This is a genomic window from Enterobacter sp. ECC-175 (assembly GCF_043968675.1).
Taxonomy (GTDB): domain Bacteria; phylum Pseudomonadota; class Gammaproteobacteria; order Enterobacterales; family Enterobacteriaceae; genus Enterobacter.
Genome location: NZ_CP143776.1, coordinates 3,445,047 through 3,465,119, shown reverse-complemented (window position 1 = coordinate 3,465,119; position 20,073 = coordinate 3,445,047). Strand labels below are relative to the sequence as shown.

Sequence of the window (20,073 nt, the reverse complement as noted above, 5' to 3'; positions counted from 1 at the left end):
GTCCGTACTGATTTTTAATTATTGGTATAAGAAAAGGTCACTCACATTGCGGCCGTTCTATAAACGGAACGTATGAGACTACCGCGAGAGCGAGCGGGAGGAAACTGATTTTATTTCCTGATGGAAAGCCTTTGAGCGTTAGTGTTAACGGCACTAAAACCGCTATGCTTATTTGCAACGGGAGCCACTGAGGAAGGGATGATGCGTTCTGTTTATGTGTTCGGCTATGTAGCCGCGTTATTAATGAGCCACAGCGCCGGGGCGGTGAGCTACCCGCTGCCGCCCGACGGCAGCCGTCTCATCGGCAGCGTGCAGACCATCACCGTTCCCCAGGGTAACACCCTGCCGCTGGAAGCGTTTGCCGCGCGGTACGGGCAGGGGCTAAGCAATATGCTTGAGGCCAACCCGGGCGTCGATCCGTTCTTACCCAAAGCGGGCACGCAGCTGGTGGTGCCGCAGCAGATCATTTTACCGCCAACGGTGCGAGAGGGGATTGTGGTGAACGTGGCGGAGATGCGCCTCTACTATTATCCTCCCGGCAGCAATTCGGTTGAAGTGCTGCCCATCGGTATTGGCCAGGCCGGGCGTGAAACGCCGCGTAACTGGGTAACGACCGTGCAGCGCAAGCAGATGGGGCCAACCTGGTCACCCACGCCAAATACGCGCCGCGCCTATGCGGCAGAGGGGAAAACGCTTCCGGCGTTCGTGCCTGCTGGGCCGGACAACCCGATGGGGCTCTATGCCATTTACATCGGCAGGCTTTATGCCATTCACGGCACTAATTCCAATTTCGGCATTGGGTTGCGCGTGAGCCAGGGCTGTATCCGTTTGCGCAACGACGATATTAAATACCTGTTTGACCGCGTGCCGGAAGGGACGCGCGTTGAGCTTATCGATCGACCGATAAAAATGACCACGGAACCGGACGGTAGCCGCTGGGTAGAGGTGCATGAGCCGTTGTCACGCAACCGCGCGGAATTTGAATCGACGAATAAGGTGCCGCTGCCGATATCCGCCGCGCAGCGCATGCAGTTGATAAACGAGGGGGCGGGCGCGGAGCTGGAACGGCGGTCGGGGATGCCGGTGAAGCTTGGCAACTGAGGGCATTTTTACCGGCTTCAGAAAAGCAAAAAGCCTGCTGTAAAAGCAGGCTTTTCAAATTTGGCTCCTCTGACTGGACTCGAACCAGTGACATACGGATTAACAGTCCGCCGTTCTACCGACTGAACTACAGAGGAATCGTGTGAACGGGGCGCATATTATCGACCCGGGTCGCCGTTGTCAAAGGGCGAAATGCGGCATTACGTTCGTTTGCTGACAAATTGGGCAAAGTGCTGCTTTTCGCGCCGCCGCTGCACCGTTGCAGTGCGCCTGTACCTCTTATGGGGCAGATCGTTATCTGCTGTCCCGGTGATAAAACGGGCGATGGCAAATAGATTTGCTTATTTTCAGGCGGTTAGCGTCAAAATCCATCCCCCTCAAAAAGCTGGCATTCATATTGCAAAACCTGTTTATCAACAAAATTTGTTATGGCACACCGTTTCGAACAGGGGGCAATATGAACTTAAGACGACTGAAATACTTTGTGAAAATCGTCGACATCGGCAGCCTTACTCAGGCAGCAGAAGTGCTGCACATCGCCCAGCCTGCGCTGAGCCAGCAGGTGGCGACGCTGGAAGGTGAAATGGACCAGCAGCTGCTGATCCGCACCAAGCGCGGCGTCACCCCAACGGAAGCAGGAAAAATCCTCTACACCCATGCGCGCACTATCCTTCGCCAGTGCGAGCAGGCGCAGCTGGCGGTGAACAACGTCGGCCAGACCTTAAGCGGCCAGGTGTCTATCGGGCTGGCGCCGGGCACGGCGGCATCCTCCGTGACCATGCCGCTGCTGCAGGCGGTCCGCGCCGAGCTTCCGGACGTGCTGGTTTATCTTCACGAAAACAGCGGCACCGTGCTTAACGACAAGCTGCTGAACGGCCAGCTTGATATGGCGGTGCTTTACGACCGCTCGCCGATCGCCGGGATCGCCAGCCAGCCGCTGCTCAAAGAGGATCTCTACCTGGTGGGCACCCGCGACTGTCCGGGGCAAAGCGTTGATTTAACCGCCGTCGCCGAGATGAACTTATACCTGCCGAGAGATTACAGCGCGGTGCGCGCCCGGGTGGACGAAGCGTTCTCCCTGCGCCGCCTGACGGCCAAAATCATCGGTGAAATTGATTCCATCTCAACGCTCACCGCGGCCATTGCCAGCGGAATGGGCGTGACGGTTCTGCCGGATTCGGCGGCTCGCTCGCTGTCGGGAGCCGCAAACGGCTGGATGGCGCGCATCACCACCCCGTCCATGAGCCTGCCGCTCTCCCTGAATATCTCTGCCCGGGGTTCGCTGTCGCCGCAGGCGATGGCGGTGAAAGAGATTTTAATGTCGCTGGTCAGCAAGCCGTCGCTGGAGAACCGCGAGCTGCAGCTCGTCAGCTGATATTCCATAAAAGCATAAGATGCTGGTTTTTATTATTTGTTCTGCAGGTCCGGTGACTCTAACAATAGCGCTATGTCAGATGCGCCGGAGTGAATCGTGAATTTCCAGCAGCTTAAAATTATCCGTGAGGCGGCCAGGCGGGACTTTAACCTGACCGAAGTCGCCAACATGCTTTATACCTCCCAGTCGGGCGTCAGCCGCCACATCCGCGAGCTTGAAGAAGAGCTGGGGATTGAGATCTTCATCCGTCGCGGCAAGCGGCTTCTGGGCATGACGGAGCCCGGCAAAGCGCTGTTAACCATTGCGGAGCGGATACTCAACGAGGCCAGCAACGTACGCCGGCTGGCCGATCTCTTCACCAACGATGCCTCGGGCGTGTTAACCATCGCCACCACCCATACGCAGGCGCGCTACAGCCTGCCGCCGGTGATTAAAGCCTTCCGCGAGCTGTTTCCGGACGTTCGCCTGGAGCTGATTCAGGGAACGCCCCAGGAGATCGACGCGCTGCTGCAAAACGGCGGGGCGGATATTGGCATCGCCAGCGAGCGGCTGAGCAACGACCCGCTGCTGGTGGCCTTCCCGTGGTTCCGCTGGCACCACAGCCTGCTGCTCCCCGCCGATCACCCCCTGCACCAGGTTTCCCCGCTGACGCTGGACGACATTAGCAAGTGGCCGCTGATCACCTACCGGCAGGGCATTACGGGGCGCTCTCGCATCGACGAAGCCTTCAGCCGCCGGGGATTGACGCCGGATATCGTGCTAAGCGCGCAGGATTCCGACGTGATTAAAACCTACGTTGAGCTCGGCCTGGGCATTGGCCTGGTGGCGGAGCAGTCCGGCGGCGAACGTGAGGACGGCGATCTGGTGCGGCTCGATACCCGTCACCTGTTCGATGCGAATACCGTCTGGCTTGGGCTTAAGCGCGGCCAGCTGCAGCGCAACTACGTGTGGCGCTTTATTGAGCTGTGCAATGCCGGGCTGTCGGTGGACGACATTAAGCGTCAGGTAATGGAGCCGGAGGAGGTGGAAATTGATTACCAGATTTAAATCGACCCACAAGGTTATTCCCGACAGGTTTATCACTACTCTGGTAAAACATCGGTATCTAACGCGTTGATATAAGGATTTTCACATCCTTCGCACGTGCTGATGCTTTTAGCGTTGCGGCCAGGCAAAACATAACCAGGCTTAGCGCTTTATGTCCTCATAATGAGTTCATTCGAAAAACGTTTTATCCCGCCCAAGGGTTCATGCAGATGCATAAACCCTTGGGCCACATGCCGTTGAATCTATTACGACTGTAATAATCGATTTTCAATGGATGTTATTTTATGGCTTTATTTTTTCACATCCGCAACGCGCTTGTCGTTGAGTTGTTCATCTGTAATGATGTTGCCCGCTTTGAAGTAATCGATCACCGCGTTAGAAACGTTGTAACCGCCTGTTGTATTGCGCGCTTTACCTTCTGTAAACGTGGTAAAACCGTCTCCACCGTCAGCAAGGAAGCTCTGGGTGGCAATGTGGTAGACGGTGGCATCCTCAATCGGTTTGCCATTAAGTGTCAATACGACAACCCGCTGACCGATCGGTTTGCTGCTGTCATATTTCATCTCAAGGCCTTTTGATACCTGCAGAACGCCATTACTTAAACTTGCGGAATGTTCCATCAACGCGCGTAATTGTTTACCCGTGAGGTCCATCGTGGCCAGTTCGTTAGGGAACGGGAATGCGCTAATGATGCTGCCCATCGTAATCGCACCAGACGGGATCTCATCACGTATACCGCCTGAGTTGGTTAAGGCTAGCTGTGTATCTTTACCCGCAGCGGCCAGCAAAGCGTCCGCAGCCAGATTCCCCAGCGAGGCTGATTCACCATATGCACGCGTCAATTCAACCGGCGACTGCGCCACCGTTTGTTGAACCTCTTCGTCCAGTTTCTTATTCCAGCCATCAATAACCCGTTTCGTTTGCGGGTCGGGCTTCCACTCATCCGCGTAAAGGGTTTTAAGCTCGAAATTCTTTATCGTAAACTGATGCGGCTGCGTGTAGTCCAGCACCAGTTTCCCTACATCAATCCCGCCGCTGTCGGTTGAGAGGATCAGCGTATTACCGACTTTAATCGGTTCCGGTGTACCAACATGCGCATGCCCCGTAATCAGGATATCCAGGCCTTTCACCTGGCTTGCAGTTTGAATATCTTTATCCAGAGCACGGCGCACGTCCGTCCCTCCCATGCTGGACTGGCGCGCAGGCGTGCCTTCATGAACCAGCAATACGGTAAGGTCAACTTTTCCTTTCAGTTCATCAAGATAGCTCTGTAGCCACTTAATTTCATCACGCGCTTCAATACCTACGCGCGTTGCCGCGGAGACGGTATCATTGAAGGCAAACACGCCATGCAAACCAATGACGCCAATTTTCACGCCATCTTTTTCGATAATGGTATAGGGCTTGCCCCAGAATAATTTGCTGCTGTTCTGATAGAATATATTGCCCTGTACAACAGGGAATTTTGCCTGGCTTAGCTGTAATAACGTATTATCCCAGCCGTGATCAAATTCATGGTTACCTATCGTGACGGCATCAAACGGCATGGTATTCATAATATCAATAATTGCTTTTCCCTTCGTCAAGCTACTGATATAAGGCCCGGTAAAATAGTCACCCGCATCAAAAAACCATGTTGCTTTACTTTTACTTTTTTCCTCTTTTACCAGAGTGGTGATATTAGCCCAACCACCAACATCTCGTTTACCATCAGCAATCCACGGTACTTTATAAGGTTCCACATGAGCGTGGAGATCGTTGGTGTAAATAAGGGTGACATCCTTGGCGCTGGCCCAAAATGGTAATGCCAACAGAATACCTACGGTGACCGCTTTAATATTCACAATCAGTTCCTTTCAGTCATATAAAGATTCGCTACTTTACGTTCTGAAAGGGTTTTTTATGCGAGTCTGCTCACACAATTAACCAAGAGTTATGATGCAAAATCAGCGACCTTTTGAAATCGTTGGTGACATATTGACTCTATTTACGATTAATACCTGCAAATCGTTTGGTTGCCGCAATTTGGGGTTACCCATATCGGCATGTGCAGATTATAGTTGGCCCGACTACAGGCTGGGATATCCGGCATTACACTGCCGAGCATGCGGGAGTTATCCTCCGCTGTTTGATGAACAGCAATTTAATGAATGGCTGTCTGCGTACTTAAGTGACTATGCTTCAGAATATGGTCATTTTTGTCCAGAATGTTATCGCAAAGAAATAATTTGTTATGGTCATACCCCACGGGGGACGCAGCGCGTTCAGTGCCGAGCCTGTAGAAAAGTCTGGACACCTAAACGGCAAAAGCAAAGAAAACTTGCCCCTCCTGAACGCATTGAAACCGTTTCATTAATTGTGCCTTTCCAGGGGAACAGCTCAGAACAGAAGCTGTATGTTTTAATCAGCTTCGATGCCGTTAGCGGTAGTGTTCTTCATATCTCGACGAATTTTACTCAGCATCTTGTCGGTGAAACGCTACGGTATCGCTGGCGGGGGATTATTGAGCCTGATTTGCATCACAGTGATATCGTAAATCGCGTTGATATGCGCGAGATCCAATTTCTACGCCGAAGCCAGTTTGATGAAATTCAGTACGGGAGTGCGATGCTTAAGCGTAACGCAAGAGGTGCAATTTTGCGTCCCGTTATTGCGGCGCACGGGCATTTTCGGGTTCTGAACATCCTTTTCCCTCAGGTAAAGACGCACGTTATTTCACACGAGTGTTTTCTTCGAGGAGCCGTTATTACCGCCTGGGCAGATCTTTTTCGCCAGCGGGAAGGTGGGCTTTGGTATATAGAAGAAGAAATGAATGAAAGTGAAAGTGATATACCCTGGACTTTTTTGAGCAAAACACAGCACGGCTGGTGGCAAACTCAGTGGCAGCTATGGGGGCAGGGGGAAAACCGCAGGATGGTATGTCCGTTAACAGGGGGCGATAAGCGTAACGCTAAAATGCTCTCATTAAGGGCCAGCAGGTATTTTCGTCGCTGGCTTAATGGGCAAGATGAATTTTCGCACAGTGCCAAACTATCTGCTGGGCGCCTAATGCAAATTTTTATTTCCCTGGCACATGAATATAACGATAAACTCCCTCAAACGTCAGGAGAATAAGGGGCGCTAAATCTCTTCGGTAAACAATTTTGATCTACGCCTCTGGGATATAACGTCAAGGGTTCATGCAGATACATGAACCCTTTTAACATTTGCAGTGAGATCAGGGGGTAATTAGAACCTGCTGACCGGTTGCTTCTGTCTTTAATTACATAACGTTATTAATTTACATGAATGGATGCCGCAGTGATTACGTCAGTCAGCTCCGTTTCGTTAAATAATCTTGCGCGATAGCCCTCGGCTGGGAATTGAGGTGCTCCATCAGGAAGTGCGATGACATCATAGATGCTGGCAATCATATTGCCGTTCACATCGGAGATAAAGAATGAACGGGCATGGTTGGTGAAAATAGAGAAGTAATCGTCATGGTCAAAAACATTACCCATGAAATCAGTCCACTGGACGATGGGTTTTGTTGGTAACTCAATAGGTGCGTGAATTTCCACAGCCGTTTTGGCGGCCAGGTCTACAGCATAGAACAGAATGCGAGCCGGAGGCGTCGAGTAGGCATCGGTCGTCGCGTTGTCATTGATCGGACGAACAACAGGGTTTTCATTCGCATCAAGGCAGGATCTGTTATCAAAGATGGATAAAACAAATTTCCCCACGGTCGGATCGATATATTCTGCAAACGCACTGTTGTTAGTGATGCATGCAGTGTGAGCACCGTTCTCAAAGTTGGTAATTCCTGAGATATCAATATGAATCGTGTCTGGATTTACCGGGAACTGCGGGTTGAAATTACCTGTGTTGATTGCCCACAAAATACTACCATCAACGATAGAGATACCAAAAGTCGTACTTGTTGAACGGGAGTGAACAATAACGGCCTCTTCATTGTTTGGACTGCTTGCAATCCATGAAAGGGAGTTTAAATGAATGTCATTAGGCGTACTATTATTCAAGATTTGAGAGCCACTATACTCACTGGTATAATTTTTTGCCCAAATCATTTTCCCGGTCCGATCGTTGAATTTAAGTACCAGGGCATCTTGTCCTCGCGTATTGGTTATCCGATTTGGGATGTCGTTACCAAACATATACAGATCGCCTGCAGAATCCCAGACTAAATCGTGAGTGTTTGAGTAGTGGTTGCCATCTGAGTCACGCATGTCGAATTCAAAGACGACATTACCCATGATGTCAATTTTGAAAAAGCGACGACCATACCACGACATATCTTCATCGCTACCGGTATAGAGGTAGCCATTGTGGATCCGCAACGGCTGGAGATGATAAACCGATAAGAAGTTAAAGCGCAGGTCACCATTCTTGTCGTAACCGCGGCCTGTGGATTCCATTAACCAGCTATTTCCCCAGACGGAAGTAAAGAGTGCAGGGTCTGTTTGTTCAATGTCGAGGTGGAAAATAACAGATTTATCATAAACCTGATCTTCGGTGCTAACGGTAAATGCTTGATTGAAAACTTCAGCTCCAGTTTCATCCTTAAACACGACCTGCACGCTGTTTGCATATTGCGCATAAAGGCCAATAACAGGGATTTTGATGGTTTGAGAAACACCATAAATCAGATCTGATGCATAGGTAAAATCTACGCTGGTTGGGCTGGTCGTCCGTTTTGAGACAGTGTAAGAGTAGCTTACTGGCGTATCGGAAGTAAAATAAAGATATGCAGCGAGCTGGTTGTCGGATGGTGCAAGTTCAGTTTTCACATAAGTAATAGTCATGATTAAATTCCTTTAGGTTTTTTCAATAAAATATGGATACGTTTTTTGTCATGGCAGCAAAGCGTCGCTAATGGAAATAGCGAGCAATAAATACCTGACCTATAATTTAGTGCTGTGGTAGTTAAAAATGTATTTGTAGTATAATGCTCCTTTATAATAAATAGATGGATAAATGAGGATGTGTTTAATCATCCCGCAATTGCTGGTATATCATATTATCTACAGTAATATATCTGTTAAATATTTTAGATGCTATTATGGATACATCTTTCGCGAAAGTTGAAAATGAACGCCATCCTTTATTTCGATCCAGTTCCCTCCCCATTCAACATCAACAGCTAACTCCTTAGCTGCCTGAAACACAGCCGTTGCAATAGTCTGGTAATGCTTAAACTCCCATGATGCCGTGCCGTTGATGACGGCGAATACATCGACGGCGTGTCCCGTAAAATGCCTGCTTTTTGACGTTAAAGATTTCCCTGATGCTAATAGCTCAAGCTGGCGCTTTTGGTTTCTTAACCCTTCCGAAATACCAAAATCTACAGGTGAGAGTTTCAATGCTTTTCTCATCACATCAACAAGATCCTTATGCACGCCTTTAAGATTTTTTTCAGTGGTTTTACTGAATTCATGATTTATCATTACTTTCTCCAGAAATTTTTTTCCAATAATAATTAAGGGCAACAACACCCATTGCGCCGGATATACCGCTAATTGCAAGTGAAGTATGAAATACAGTTCCAAGGCTTTGCGACATCAATCCAGCAAGTACACCGGTAAATCCTGATACTATGATTTGTGCTACAGCCGAAAATATATTTCTTCCTGACTTGCCAGACTTAACGTCAAGAAGATATCTAACGACACCTCCCCACGCGCCGAATAATAGTATGTAAATCCAGCTAAAAAATGCATTTGATGATGGGTCTTTCCATGGCAAAACAATTACCTCCGAAGCTCGTTTAGGTGGATATATTTAATTGCACAATGAGATTAATTTTGCGTATTAATATTAAATACTTCGCTATGGAGTGAATAATAAACGTTGAGCGACCCAATTTTGTGACGAATGTCACACGAAAGGTATTTAATAGCTTTTATCGATCGATTTTTTATGAATGATAGTTTTGTGTTATTGATTTCGATTATTATATTTAGCAGTAGAATGCATAAGAGGGACAAGCAGGAGAAAGGGGAACCAGTGAGGCGGCGGCTACTGGGAAAGGCAATAGGTGACACACCAGACGCGTAAACTGCCCGGATTGATAGAAGGAGACTGAATAGGGACGTCGGTCAATTTAAGAGTGAGTGGTTTGAGGCTGAGTCGCACGGATTTTGCTGGCAGTATTAACTGGAATGACCTTAATGAGGTCGTCAATATATCCCGATGCGGGGAAATAAACCAAACGCGTGCTGCGAGGGATTTCTATGCTGGCTCTTTGTATCAATACAGCTGAAACGCATAGAAACAAGAAGTTGGCTCCTCTGACTGGACTCGAACCAGTGACATACGGATTAACAGTCCGCCGTTCTACCGACTGAACTACAGAGGAATCGTGTGAACGAGGCGCATGTTAATGGCCCCGTTAATGTGTGTCAACACTAAAATTAAGCTGCTGATTCAAATGATTAATTTTGCCGCAAACTGCCGTTTTAGTGTACTTGAGCGGATGAATTAACGTCAGGGCCGCCATGTTGACGTAAACGATGAAGCGGGTCCTGCTGGTAAAAGTGGCAGAAACGCTGCCACAGCGCCGGGAAGCGCGGCGCAAACAGCTCGGGCGCGCTAAAGAAATATTCTGACAGCACGGCAAAACATTCTGCCGGATCGGTGGCGGCGTAGGCGTCAATGCTTGCGGCGCTTTCGCCAACCAGGTCGATCTCATCCTGAATATTGTCCATCGCCGCGTGCAGGTCGTGCTCCCAGCCCGCCACGTCGCGAAGCGGGATGAAGGGAACGCCGCTGGCGCGATCGCCGTTGCGGGTGTCCAGCTTGTGCGCCACTTCATGAATAATCAGGTTAAAGCCGGAGGCATCGAACGAATCCTGAATATCGAGCCAGTTCAGGACGATCGGTCCCTGCTGCCAGCTCTGCCCCGATTGCACCACGCGCTGGCTGTGGACCAGGCCAATATCATCTTCCCACTCGTCGTCAACCACGAACGGCGCAGGATAAATCAGCACCTCGTGGAATCCGTCCAGCCACTCAATGCCAAGCTCCAGAATGGGCAAACAGAAGAGGAGGGCGATGCGCGCGCTTTTCAGCGGGTCTAGCTCAAAACCCTGCAGCGGAACCAGGCGTTTTTGCTGCAAAAAGCGGTCGGCCAGCTGAATCAGCTTAAGCCGTTCATGCGGCTCAAGGTTCGCCAGTACGGGAATAGCCAGCGCCTCATCCCATGGCAACGCCATATCCGGGCGGGTTTCATTCGATTTCCAGGGCCACTTAATCATCGCTTTGCTCGCAAACTCGCTACCAGAACAAAAATGAAAGATCGGGATTGGTTAACATGCCAAACAACCCGCCCTGATGGCAACCATCAAAACGGCTAGATGCCGGAGGAGGACCAGCACCGCTGCAACGTTATCACTTAGGTCGAAGGGTGAATAGTGCTTTGCAAGTCGGTCCTTCATTTTGTGAGCTTAGTCGTTAATTTACGCGTAATCAGCTTCTTACGTGCAAATCAACGCGACGGCCATTGCGTTCTCCCAGGGCCGGAGTTGCTCGCGCCATCACGGTGCGTGCACAACGCGTCGTTGCTGATAAGAAAAATCCGTATTAAAGGATTAATGATTAGCCCATTTAACCCTAAATAAGTACGCAATATCCTCTCTTTATTACGTCTTTATATTTATTTGTTGTAAAAATCCTGGTTTGACGAATAAACCGTGTCCTAATTCATTTCGTTAACGTACACTCAGGTTGAGGATAAGTTATTATTAAGGAGTGTTATTAAGATGAAAAAATTGACAATGCTTTGTGCGCTTTCCCTGATGGCTACATCATTTGCTACCATCGCCAGCGATTCACTCACCGGGTGCGCCGCCAAAAAACAGAGCGTTCAGCAGCAAATAGACCAGGCGAAAAAGTACGGTAATACGCACCGCGTTGCCGGGCTGGAAAAAGCCTATTCAGAAATAGCGGAAAACTGCACTGACGCGTCGTTAGTAAAAGCGCGAGAAGCGAAGGTCAGCGAGAAAGAGCAAAAAGTGGCTGAAAGAGAGCAGGAGCTGCGCGAAGCGAAAGCCTCAGGCCGCAGCGACAAGATTGCCAAAAAAGAGAAAAAGCTGAATGAAGCGCGTGAAGAACTACGCGAGGCGCAGGCCGAGCTGGCAAAATAAACGCATCTGATTCACGATTTCTAAAGGGGCTTGCAAATACGCAGCCCCTTTTTTATTAATTGCCGAAAAATCTGCGCGCTTATTGCCTTATTGAAGGGATGGGGCGATGGCTATTTTACTGTTATTGTTTACGGGTCGGCAAAGATTGTGTTGATAACCGTTTTTTCTACCTGTTTATTCAAGGCGCTAATGCGCTACGTATCGTTATTGGAGACGTTATGCCATTCAGAAAAATCGCTTTCGCTGCTGTTCCTTTATTGCTTTCTACCTATACCTGGGCAGACGCCGGTTCGCTTTGCTGCCCCTTCAGCGATGAGCGTCTCAAAGAAAACATTAAGCCCTTAGATCGCTCGCTGGAAAATATTCTAAAACTGAAAGGGGTCTCCTACACCTGGAAAGAGAATAAAACGGCCGACGTGGGGCTGATCGCCCAGGATGTCGAAAAAGTTTATCCTGAGCTGGTCAAAACGAAAGACGACGTTAAGCAGGTTGATTATCAAAAGCTGGTTGCGCCACTTATTGAAGCCGTACGCGAGCAGCAGGAGCAGATAAACGCGCTCAAAGCAGATGTCGCTAAATGTGCATTAAAAAAATAAGCTCGCCGACTATTTTCTAAGCGTAAGCCTGCGGCACAATGCCCGCAGGCTCGTTAGCTTATTGAAAATCACCGTTATTGTGTCATGCTGGCACCCTTTTCGCTTTGCAATTTTACATTGGGGGAGCCTTGATGAATAAAGAAACAAATGATGGAATTAAAGTGTACACGCCCCTGGCGCTAAAGCTGTATGACTGGTGGGTGCTGCGTATTTCGAATCGCTATGCCTGGCAGTGCCAAACCCAACGTCACCTTGTCCCTCACTTCAGAAATAATATGAAAAGCAATCATCTGGACGTGGGCGTAGGAACCGGCTTTTACCTGACGTACGCGCCGGATATCTGCAGCGTGTCGCTGATTGATTTGAATGCGTCAAGCCTGGATGCGGCGACCGCGCGCGTGGGCAAAGACCGGATCAAGGCGTCCGTTCTGCACGACGTTTTCAACCCTTATCCCGCGCACCTGCACAATCAGTTTGACTCTATTTCAATGTTCTACCTGCTCCACTGTCTGCCCGGCACGATGAAAGAGAAGGCCCCCGTCATCCACCGTGCTGCCGACGCGTTAACCCGCGATGGCGTGCTTTTCGGCGCGACCATACTGGGCGATGAGGCCAACCATAATGCCTTTGGGCGCAAGCTGATGGCGGTTTATAACAAAAAGGGCATCTTCTCAAACCGGGAGGACGGCGTTGAGGATCTGCGAATTATTCTCTCAGCCGCCTTTGACCGCGTGGACATTAAGGTAGAAGGGAAAGTCGCGCTATTTAAGGCCGAAAGAAAGAAGGGCTAAATAACGCCCCGCACAACGTTCATCCCTTATAAAGGCGTTACCCGTAAACGGTAACGCCTTTTTTCATCGTGGGGAGGTATACGCGACCGTCAGCGCATTGCTTAGCACGGTGACGGGCGAGCTGAATATCCCGCCCCTGGCGGTGGCGTATTCAAACCGAAACGGCCCGCCGGGGGACATATCTGTCGGGAGGGCGATCTCACCCGCCATGCCGGGCAGCATCAGGCAGCGGGCGGCGCTGCACAGCCGGATGCGCATCCCGACCGGCGCGGGGCCGCTGGTGGTAATTTTCCAGTACGCGCGGGAGGCCATCGCGCCGGAGGCGAGCGGAGAGGGGCTTTGCACCGGTCTGCTTTTCACCACCTGACCTCCCCGCGTCATCGTGCCGCCAAAGCTCTGGCTGCTCCAGGAGCCGTCGGCGGCCAGCGCCAGGGGCGAGGCCAGCATCAGCCCCGCGAGCGCGCGCGTCATCATGCTTTGCCTCCGATCAGATAGGTCATGCGCACGTTGCGCTGGGTATTGAGCTCCTGGCTGGACAGTACCGCCAGCTGCGGGAAGATGCGGCGCAAATAGCGCGACAGCATCAGTCGCAGGGCAGGGTTTACCAGCAGCACCGGCGGCGCGCCCAGCCCTTCCTGGTGCAGCAGCGCTTTTTCCGTCTCCTTCATCAGGTTCTCCGCAATGCCCGGCTCAATGGCGCTGCCGCTCTGGGTGGCTTGCACCAGCAGCTGCTCAAGAGACAGATCGAGGCCAATCAGCTGAATGTCGTCCTCGCCCGGGAACCACTGCTGGGTAATGGCGCGGGACAGGCGGGCGCGCACGCGTGCGGTCAGCTCGTCGGCGTCGCTCTGGGCGGTGGCAAATTCGGCCAGCGTATCGATGATAGTGCGCATATCGCGGATCGGCACGCGCTCGGAAAGCAGGTTTTGCAGCACCTTGTGCAGCGTGGTCAGGCTGATAACCGCCGGGATCAGGTCCTCAATCAGCTTCGGCGACTGTTTGGCAATCTGGTCGAGCAACTGCTGCGCTTCCTGACGGCCGAACAGCTCGTCCGTGTGGGTGCTAATCAGATGATTAAGGTGGGTTGCCACCACGGAGCTTGGATCAACCACCGTATAGCCCAGCGTCTGCGCCAGCTCGCGGTGAACTTCATCAATCCACAGCGCCGGAAGGCCAAAGGTCGGCTCCGTACACGGCGTGCCGGGCACTTCACCCTCCGCGCAGCCGGGGTTGATCGCCATCCAGCGATCGGGCTGAACCTCGCCCTGGCCCACCGTTACCCCTTTGAGCAAGATGCGGTAGTGCGTCGGCGCCAGGTCGAGGTTATCGCGAATGTGCACGGCAGGGGGCAGGAAGCCCATCTGCTGGGCAAATTTCTTGCGGATGCCGCGCACGCGCGTCAGGAGCTGGCCCTGCTGCTCATGGTCCACCATGGGGATCAGGCGGTAGCCCACTTCCAGGCCCAGCGTATCCTCCATCTGCACGTCGGACCACGTGGCTTCGTGAACCTGCGCCACCTCGGCATCGGCGGCGTCGGCATCGGCGTGAACCGCACCCGGCTTCTTCGTTTCCCCTTCGCGCCCGCGCAGCCACCAGGCGGTGCCCAGCAGCGCGGCGGTGAACAGCAGAAACACAAAGTTTGGCATTCCGGGGATCAGGCCCAGCAGGCCGATCACGCCCGCGGCCAGCACCACCACGCGCGGGGAGGTGAACAGCTGGCCCACCATCTGCTCGCCCACGTCCTGGTCGTTCGCCACGCGGGTGACCACCACGCCCGCCGCGGTCGAAATCACCAGCCCCGGGATCTGCGCCACCAGGCCATCGCCGATGGTCAGCAGGGTATAGGTCTCACCGGCCATGCTGGCGGTCATGTCGTGCTGCATCACGCCGATGACCAGGCCGCCGATAATATTGATGGCCATGATCAGCAGCCCGGCAATGGCATCGCCGCGCACGAACTTGCTGGCACCGTCCATCGAGCCGTAGAAATCGGCCTCCTGGGTCACCTCTTTACGACGACGCTTCGCCTCTTCTTCACCGATTAAGCCGGCGTTCAGGTCGGCGTCGATCGCCATCTGCTTGCCCGGCATCCCGTCGAGCGAGAAGCGCGCGCCCACCTCTGCGATACGCCCCGCGCCCTTGGTGATCACCATAAAGTTAATGATGATCAGAATCACGAACACGATGATGCCGATGGCAAAGTTGCCGCCTACCAGGAAGTGGCCAAAGGCCTCAACCACCCGGCCCGCCGCTTCCGGGCCGGTATGGCCGTTCAACAGGATCACGCGCGTGGAAGCAACGTTAAGCGCCAGGCGCAGCAGCGTCGAGAACAGCAGCACCGTCGGAAACGCCGAAAACTCCAGCGTGTTCTGGGTGAACATGGCGACCAGCAAAATCATGATCGACAGGACGATATTGAAGGTAAACAGCAAATCCAGCACAAACGCAGGCAGCGGCAGGATCATCATCGCAAGGATGGTCATGATCAGCACCGGGCCGGCCAGCACCTGCCACTGGGTTTCCTTCATGTTGGGTAAACGTAATCGGGTGGCGATATTGGCCATCACTCTCTACTCTCTTGTGCAAAATCCATCCCCGCCGGAACGGGGAGATCTTTAGGTGTCAGCGGACGCGAGCCGTAGCCTTTGCGCCAGCGCTTCAGGCCATAAACCCAGGCCAGCACTTCCGCGACCGCGCTATACAGCTCGGCGGGAACCGGTGCGCCGGGTTCACAATGGCGATACAGGGCGCGCGCCAGCGGCGGCGCCTCAAGCATAGGGACCCGGTGCTCTTCGGCCAGCTCGCGGATGCGCAGCGCGATCGGACCGCTGCCGCGTGCCACCACGAGCGGCGCGCCCATCGCGCCTTCCTGGTACTTCAGGGCCACCGAAAAGTGGGTCGGGTTATTCACCACCACGTCGGCGGTGGGGACGTCGGTCATCATTCTCTGCTGCGCCATCTGGCGCTGCAGCTGGCGGATACGTCCTTTGATCTGCGGGTCGCCTTCCTGGTTTTTAAATTCGTCTTTGATTTCCTTCATGCTCATGCGCATCTTCTTGACGTTGCTCCAGAGCTGGTAAACCACGTCGAAGGCCACCATCGGGATCAGCGATAAAATAATGACCAGCATGCAGCCGAGGAGCAGGGCGCTAATGTCGACCAGCGCCATCCCCAGCGGCTCAAACATCAGGTTGATAAAACGGCTCTTGTTGAACCACAAAAACAGCCCGCCGCCCGTCACCGCCAGCAACACCTTCAAAATGCTTTTCACCATCTCGGAAACCATTTGCGCGGAAAGCAGGCGCTTGATGCCCTTCAGGGGGTTGAGCTTTTTAAGGTCAAACTTGATGGCCCTGGCGGTCATGTTCAGGCCGCCAATAATTGACGGCGTCACCACGGCGGTCAGAAACAGCCCGCCCACGAACGGCAGGATCGCCAGAAAGGCCATGCCCAGCAGCGAGCCCGCGTGGTGCAGCATCTGCTGCGGATCGCTGACCAGCAGCCTGTCAAACGTCAAACCGTTGTGCAGCAGGTGCTGCAGCTTGTTTGCCAGATAGCTCCCGCCGATCAGGATCAGCCCCCAGCCTGCCAGCAGCATGGAAAGGCTGGTCAGCTCGCGCGAACGGGGAACCTGTCCCTCTTCTCGCGCCTTTTGCTTTCGGTGGGGCGTGGGGTCTTCCGTTTTTTCGCTGTCGTTTTCTTCTGACATGGCATTAGCCCGGCATGATTAAAAGCCGAGTGACTCCAGCAGGTCGTCCACCTGCTCCTGAGAGGCGACGATCCCCTTCACGCTGGCGTCAATTTGTGGCCCGTTTTTGAGCTGCGCGTCATCGTTTTGCGCGTCCACGGCGCGTTCGCCCATGTTCTCCACCAGCACGCTGATCAGCTCTTCTTCCACCGTGGCGATCACCTGCATCAGGCTTTGCAGCACCTGGCCGGTCAAATCCTGAAAATCCTGCGCCATCATGATTTCGGTCAGCTGGCGGTTGGTTTGCTGGGTCATTTCAGGCACTTCGTGCAGAAAGCTGCGGGTGTCCTTAACCAGCGCTTTTGCATCCTCCAGAGGCTGCGGGTTTTCGAACCAGGCGTCCCAGCGCTCGGTCAACTGCGTGGCGTTCTCGCTCAGACTCTCCTGCAGCGGGCGTGCCGCTTCTACGCTGGTCAAGGCGCGATCGGCGGCCTGCGACGTTTTGCCAACCACGTAGTTCAGGCGGTCGCGGGTGTTGGGAAACGCATCGGCCACTTCCTTCAGCGCCTGCTCCAGCCCAAGGTTGGCCATGCTGTCGCGCAGCAGGCGGGTAAGGTGACCGATGCGGGAGAAGATCTCTTTGGCGTTATCCGCCTGCAGGTTTAACGGCGTGCTCATGATTATTGCCCGAGTTTTTCAAAGATTTTGCCGAGCTTTTCTTCCAGCGTCGCGGCGGTGAAAGGCTTGACGATGTAGCCGTTAGCGCCCGCCTGCGCGGCGGCGATGATGTTCTCTTTCTTCGCTTCGGCGGTAACCATCAGCACCGGCAATTTTGCCATTGCCGCATCGGTGCGGATGGTTTTGAGCAGCTCCAGGCCGTCGACGTTCGGCATATTCCAGTCGCTGACCACGAAGTCAAAATCGCTGCCGCGCAGCTTGTTCAGCGCGTCCTGGCCGTCTTCCGCTTCGTCAACGTTCTTGTAGCCCAGATCGTTCAGCAGGTTTCGTACGATGCGCCGCATGGTGGCGAAATCATCCACCACCAGAAAACGCATATTTTTATCCGACATGGGTAAATCTCCTTAACGTCGTGAGTCGGTTTTAGGGGAACTTTTATAAGCAAAACTGTCCAGCAGGCACTGGCTGATATCGCCAAGATCGACGACCTTTTTCGCCGCGCCGAGCGCAATCGCCTCGCGGGGCATGCCGAAGACCACGCAGGTGGCCTCGCTCTGCGCGAGCGTGAACGCCCCGGTCTGGCGCAAATGCAGCAGGCCGCGCGCGCCGTCGCCGCCCATTCCGGTCAGGATCGCCGCGCTGGCGTGCCGGCTGGCCTGGCGGGCCACCGAGTCGAACAGCACATCGACGGAGGGGCGGTGGCGGTTAACCGCAGGCGCATCGCTGAGCCTGATCCGGTAGCCGCTGTCCTGGCCGATGATCTCCATATGGCGATCGCCGGGCGCGATCAGGGCAGTCCCCGGCAGCACCGGCTCGCCGTCCTGCGCTTCGCGCACGGCAATCTGGCACAGCGAGTCAAGCCGCTGGGCGAAGGAGTAGGTAAACCCGGCGGGCATGTGCTGGGCGATCACGATCCCCGGCGTGCTGACCGGAAGCGGCATCAGGACCTGGCGCAGCGCCTCCGTTCCGCCCGTGGACGAACCAATGGCGATAATGCTTTGCTGACGCACCCTAATCCCGGCGAGCAGCGGCCTGGCGGTTGGCGCAGGCGGCGTCAGCCTGGCGCGCGCGGCGATGCGGATTTTCTCAATCACCAGCTGGCTCCAGCGCGCGATATTGTCCTCCTCGCGGTGCTCCGGCTTCGGCACAAAGTCCACCGCGCCGTGCTCCAGCGCCCGCAGGGTCGCCGCGGAGCCGCGGGTGGTCAGGGAGGAGATCATCACGACCGGCATCGGGCGCAGGCGCATCAGCCGGGAAAGAAACTCCAGCCCGTCCATGCGCGGCATGTCGATATCCAGCGTCAGGACGTCCGGGTTAAGCTGTTTGATCAGCTCGCGTGCGATAAACGCGTCCGGCGCGGTTCCCACCATTTCCATATCGGGCTGCTGATTCACCACCGCGCTCAGCATGTTGCGCATCAGGGCTGAATCATCGACCGCCAGCACGCGAATCGGGCTCACCGTGTTGTCTCCGTCAGTTCATAAACCGACTGGCCGCGCAGGCGCAGCGGAATATGTGAATGGTTAAAATGTTCCGAATGGCCGACAAACAGCAAGCCTCCGGGCTTAAGCAGGCGGGCAAAACGCTGCAGCAGGCGCTGCTGCGTGGGCGCATCGAAATAAATCATCACGTTGCGGCAGAAAATGGCGTCGAACGGGCCGGGAACGGACCACTTCTCATCCAGCAGATTGAGCTGCTGATAGTGAATGGCGGAGAGCAGCTCGCGCTTCGCCTTGACCATCTCGCTGTTATCCCCCGCGCCGCGCAGAAACCAGGCCCGCTTTTGCGCCAGCGTCAGCGCGTCCAGATCGCTCAGGCGGTAGACGCCCGCTTCCGCTTTGGTCAGCACCTCGGTGTCGATATCCGAGGCCCAGACGCGCGGCCCCGAAAGGGACGGACCCAGCGCCTCGTCCAGCGTCATGGCAATCGAGCACGGCTCTTCACCCGTCGACGCGGCGGTACACCAGACGCGATAGCCGCTGCCGCGCGGGCGGGCGTGCTGGGCGAGGATCGGAAAGTGGTACGACTCGCGGAAAAACGAGGTCAGGTTCGTCGTCAGCGCGTTGATGAAGTTTTGCCATTCCGGGTGCTCTGAGTGCGATTCAAGCAGGGCGATATAGTCGCTGAAGCTGGTATGCGCCAGGGCGCGCACGCGGCGCGAGAGGCGATTAAAAATCATCTCCCGCTTCTGGGCGTTGACGACAATTCCCGCGCGCTTATAGATTAATTTCCCGATGCGCTGTAATTCGCCGTCAGACAAAGAAAGCGTATTAAGGGATAAACGTGCAGGAATGCTGTTAATTTCACTCATAGAAGCGGATTGGCCTTAAACCGGAGTATTCATTATTTCCTGATAGGCGCCGATCATTTTATTACGCGCCTGCATGCCAAAGCTGAATGAAATAGACGATTTCTGCATCGCCAGCATCACGTCATTAAGCCCAATATCGCTGCTGCCGGACATCCATTCCTGCGTTTTTGTTTTCGCTTCTAGCTGCGTTTTATTTATTTCGTTAATGCTGTTAAATAAAGCATCAGAAAACGAGGGCATGTCGCCGCGCGCTGCCTGCAGGCGGTGAGACGGGCCGCTGACCTGCTGTGCCTGGGTCTGAATTTGATCGAGTACGCCACGCATTAGTGTTGCTGACATTTTTCA

The 20,073-nt window shown here is 53.6% G+C and carries 20 protein-coding genes and 2 tRNA genes; 7 read left to right on the top strand and 15 right to left on the bottom strand.

Annotated elements, in window-relative coordinates; translation table 11 throughout:
• Positions 1-201 precede the first annotated feature (201 nt).
• Positions 202-1,101 (top strand): L,D-transpeptidase, encoded by a 900-nt coding sequence (gene ldtA / locus V1599_RS16585; protein WP_112010501.1) that lies wholly within the window; start codon positions 202-204, stop codon positions 1,099-1,101.
• Between the two features lie 61 nt (positions 1,102-1,162).
• Here the strand turns inward: ldtA and V1599_RS16580 are convergent.
• Positions 1,163-1,238: transfer RNA gene (locus V1599_RS16580), tRNA-Asn, on the bottom strand.
• Between the two features lie 320 nt (positions 1,239-1,558).
• On the opposite strand from V1599_RS16580, the gene nac reads away from it, so the two are divergent.
• Together nac and cbl are read left to right on the top strand one after the other, a co-directional pair.
• On the top strand, positions 1,559-2,476 hold the full coding sequence (gene nac / locus V1599_RS16575; protein ID WP_395300458.1) for a nitrogen assimilation transcriptional regulator NAC: 918 nt from the start codon (positions 1,559-1,561) through the stop codon (positions 2,474-2,476).
• A gap of 96 nt (positions 2,477-2,572) precedes the next feature.
• Positions 2,573-3,523 carry an HTH-type transcriptional regulator Cbl gene (cbl, locus tag V1599_RS16570; protein ID WP_395300457.1) on the top strand — a complete coding sequence of 317 codons (951 nt, stop codon included), beginning with the start codon at positions 2,573-2,575 and terminating at the stop codon, positions 3,521-3,523.
• Between the two features lie 290 nt (positions 3,524-3,813).
• On the opposite strand, the gene V1599_RS16565 is transcribed toward cbl, so the two are convergent.
• Complete coding sequence (locus V1599_RS16565; RefSeq protein WP_395300456.1) at positions 3,814-5,367, bottom strand: bifunctional metallophosphatase/5'-nucleotidase; 1,554 nt, start codon at positions 5,365-5,367, stop codon at positions 3,814-3,816.
• Between the two features lie 130 nt (positions 5,368-5,497).
• Here V1599_RS16565 and V1599_RS16560 point away from each other — a divergent pair, with 130 nt between their 5' ends.
• Positions 5,498-6,637: a cytoplasmic protein gene (locus V1599_RS16560; RefSeq protein WP_395301587.1), complete on the top strand. Its 1,140-nt coding sequence runs from the start codon at positions 5,498-5,500 to the stop codon at positions 6,635-6,637.
• Between the two features lie 161 nt (positions 6,638-6,798).
• Here V1599_RS16560 and V1599_RS16555 read toward each other — a convergent pair whose 3' ends face one another.
• The 5 genes from V1599_RS16555 to mtfA form a co-directional block, all read right to left on the bottom strand.
• Positions 6,799-8,325: an aryl-sulfate sulfotransferase gene (locus V1599_RS16555; protein WP_395300455.1), complete on the bottom strand. Its 1,527-nt coding sequence runs from the start codon at positions 8,323-8,325 to the stop codon at positions 6,799-6,801.
• 255 nt (positions 8,326-8,580) lie between these two features.
• Positions 8,581-8,967: a M15 family metallopeptidase gene (locus V1599_RS16550; RefSeq protein ID WP_395300454.1), complete on the bottom strand. Its 387-nt coding sequence runs from the start codon at positions 8,965-8,967 to the stop codon at positions 8,581-8,583.
• Positions 8,954-9,265 (bottom strand): phage holin family protein, encoded by a 312-nt coding sequence (locus tag V1599_RS16545; protein WP_258458389.1) that lies wholly within the window; start codon positions 9,263-9,265, stop codon positions 8,954-8,956. The genes V1599_RS16550 and V1599_RS16545 overlap by 14 nt, the downstream gene beginning before the upstream one ends.
• Positions 9,266-9,802: 537 nt before the next feature.
• A tRNA-Asn gene (locus V1599_RS16540) sits at positions 9,803-9,878 on the bottom strand.
• Between the two features lie 100 nt (positions 9,879-9,978).
• Positions 9,979-10,776: a DgsA anti-repressor MtfA gene (gene mtfA / locus V1599_RS16535; protein WP_395300453.1), complete on the bottom strand. Its 798-nt coding sequence runs from the start codon at positions 10,774-10,776 to the stop codon at positions 9,979-9,981.
• A gap of 504 nt (positions 10,777-11,280) precedes the next feature.
• Here mtfA and V1599_RS16530 point away from each other — a divergent pair.
• From V1599_RS16530 to V1599_RS16520, 3 genes are all read left to right on the top strand, one after another.
• On the top strand, positions 11,281-11,664 hold the full coding sequence (locus V1599_RS16530; protein ID WP_395300452.1) for a DUF1090 domain-containing protein: 384 nt from the start codon (positions 11,281-11,283) through the stop codon (positions 11,662-11,664).
• 98 nt (positions 11,665-11,762) lie between these two features.
• Positions 11,763-12,260, top strand: coding sequence for a tail fiber domain-containing protein (locus V1599_RS16525; RefSeq protein ID WP_395300451.1), 498 nt, complete (start codon positions 11,763-11,765; stop codon positions 12,258-12,260).
• Positions 12,261-12,391: 131 nt separating this feature from the next.
• Positions 12,392-13,051: a class I SAM-dependent methyltransferase gene (locus V1599_RS16520; RefSeq protein WP_395300450.1), complete on the top strand. Its 660-nt coding sequence runs from the start codon at positions 12,392-12,394 to the stop codon at positions 13,049-13,051.
• A 63-nt stretch (positions 13,052-13,114) separates the two neighbouring features.
• On the opposite strand, the gene V1599_RS16515 is transcribed toward V1599_RS16520, so the two are convergent.
• From V1599_RS16515 to fliE, 8 genes are read right to left on the bottom strand one after another with little or no spacing between them, the layout of a single operon-like run.
• Complete coding sequence (locus tag V1599_RS16515; RefSeq protein ID WP_395300449.1) at positions 13,115-13,525, bottom strand: flagellar protein FlhE; 411 nt, start codon at positions 13,523-13,525, stop codon at positions 13,115-13,117.
• Complete coding sequence (gene flhA, locus V1599_RS16510; RefSeq protein ID WP_112010513.1) at positions 13,522-15,615, bottom strand: flagellar biosynthesis protein FlhA; 2,094 nt, start codon at positions 15,613-15,615, stop codon at positions 13,522-13,524. Before flhA ends, V1599_RS16515 begins: the two co-directional genes overlap by 4 nt.
• A complete protein-coding gene (gene flhB / locus V1599_RS16505; RefSeq protein WP_395300448.1) occupies positions 15,615-16,760 on the bottom strand; it encodes a flagellar biosynthesis protein FlhB in 1,146 nt (381 codons plus the stop codon). The genes flhA and flhB overlap by 1 nt, the downstream gene beginning before the upstream one ends.
• A gap of 18 nt (positions 16,761-16,778) precedes the next feature.
• A complete protein-coding gene (gene cheZ / locus V1599_RS16500) occupies positions 16,779-17,417 on the bottom strand; it encodes a protein phosphatase CheZ (RefSeq protein WP_395300447.1) in 639 nt (212 codons plus the stop codon).
• Positions 17,418-17,419: 2 nt separating this feature from the next.
• Positions 17,420-17,809, bottom strand: coding sequence for a chemotaxis response regulator CheY (cheY, locus tag V1599_RS16495; protein ID WP_112010516.1), 390 nt, complete (start codon positions 17,807-17,809; stop codon positions 17,420-17,422).
• Positions 17,810-17,821: 12 nt separating this feature from the next.
• Positions 17,822-18,877 (bottom strand): chemotaxis response regulator protein-glutamate methylesterase, encoded by a 1,056-nt coding sequence (locus V1599_RS16490; RefSeq protein ID WP_112010517.1) that lies wholly within the window; start codon positions 18,875-18,877, stop codon positions 17,822-17,824.
• The gene (locus V1599_RS16485) at positions 18,874-19,728 is read right to left on the bottom strand and encodes a CheR family methyltransferase (RefSeq protein ID WP_112010518.1); all 855 of its coding nucleotides are present in this window, start codon (positions 19,726-19,728) and stop codon (positions 18,874-18,876) included. The genes V1599_RS16490 and V1599_RS16485 overlap by 4 nt, the downstream gene beginning before the upstream one ends.
• Positions 19,729-19,743: 15 nt before the next feature.
• Positions 19,744-20,067: a flagellar hook-basal body complex protein FliE gene (gene fliE, locus V1599_RS16480; RefSeq protein WP_112010519.1), complete on the bottom strand. Its 324-nt coding sequence runs from the start codon at positions 20,065-20,067 to the stop codon at positions 19,744-19,746.
• Positions 20,068-20,073 lie beyond the last annotated feature (6 nt).

Excerpts from the sequence above, each read along its gene's own strand:
- ldtA (WP_112010501.1), top strand. The coding sequence starts at position 202 with ATGCGTTCTGTTTATGTGTTCGGCTATGTAGCCGCGTTATTAATGAGC.
- nac (WP_395300458.1), top strand. The coding sequence starts at position 1,559 with ATGAACTTAAGACGACTGAAATACTTTGTGAAAATCGTCGACATCGGC.
- V1599_RS16555 (WP_395300455.1), bottom strand. The coding sequence starts at position 8,325 with ATGACTATTACTTATGTGAAAACTGAACTTGCACCATCCGACAACCAG.
- V1599_RS16550 (WP_395300454.1), bottom strand. The coding sequence starts at position 8,967 with ATGATAAATCATGAATTCAGTAAAACCACTGAAAAAAATCTTAAAGGC.
- mtfA (WP_395300453.1), bottom strand. The coding sequence starts at position 10,776 with ATGATTAAGTGGCCCTGGAAATCGAATGAAACCCGCCCGGATATGGCG.
- V1599_RS16530 (WP_395300452.1), top strand. The coding sequence starts at position 11,281 with ATGAAAAAATTGACAATGCTTTGTGCGCTTTCCCTGATGGCTACATCA.
- V1599_RS16525 (WP_395300451.1), top strand. The coding sequence starts at position 11,763 with ATGGGGCGATGGCTATTTTACTGTTATTGTTTACGGGTCGGCAAAGAT.
- V1599_RS16520 (WP_395300450.1), top strand. The coding sequence starts at position 12,392 with ATGAATAAAGAAACAAATGATGGAATTAAAGTGTACACGCCCCTGGCG.
- V1599_RS16515 (WP_395300449.1), bottom strand. The coding sequence starts at position 13,525 with ATGATGACGCGCGCGCTCGCGGGGCTGATGCTGGCCTCGCCCCTGGCG.
- flhA (WP_112010513.1), bottom strand. The coding sequence starts at position 15,615 with ATGGCCAATATCGCCACCCGATTACGTTTACCCAACATGAAGGAAACC.
- flhB (WP_395300448.1), bottom strand. The coding sequence starts at position 16,760 with ATGTCAGAAGAAAACGACAGCGAAAAAACGGAAGACCCCACGCCCCAC.
- cheZ (WP_395300447.1), bottom strand. The coding sequence starts at position 17,417 with ATGAGCACGCCGTTAAACCTGCAGGCGGATAACGCCAAAGAGATCTTC.
- cheY (WP_112010516.1), bottom strand. The coding sequence starts at position 17,809 with ATGTCGGATAAAAATATGCGTTTTCTGGTGGTGGATGATTTCGCCACC.
- V1599_RS16485 (WP_112010518.1), bottom strand. The coding sequence starts at position 19,728 with ATGAGTGAAATTAACAGCATTCCTGCACGTTTATCCCTTAATACGCTT.
- fliE (WP_112010519.1), bottom strand. The coding sequence starts at position 20,067 with ATGTCAGCAACACTAATGCGTGGCGTACTCGATCAAATTCAGACCCAG.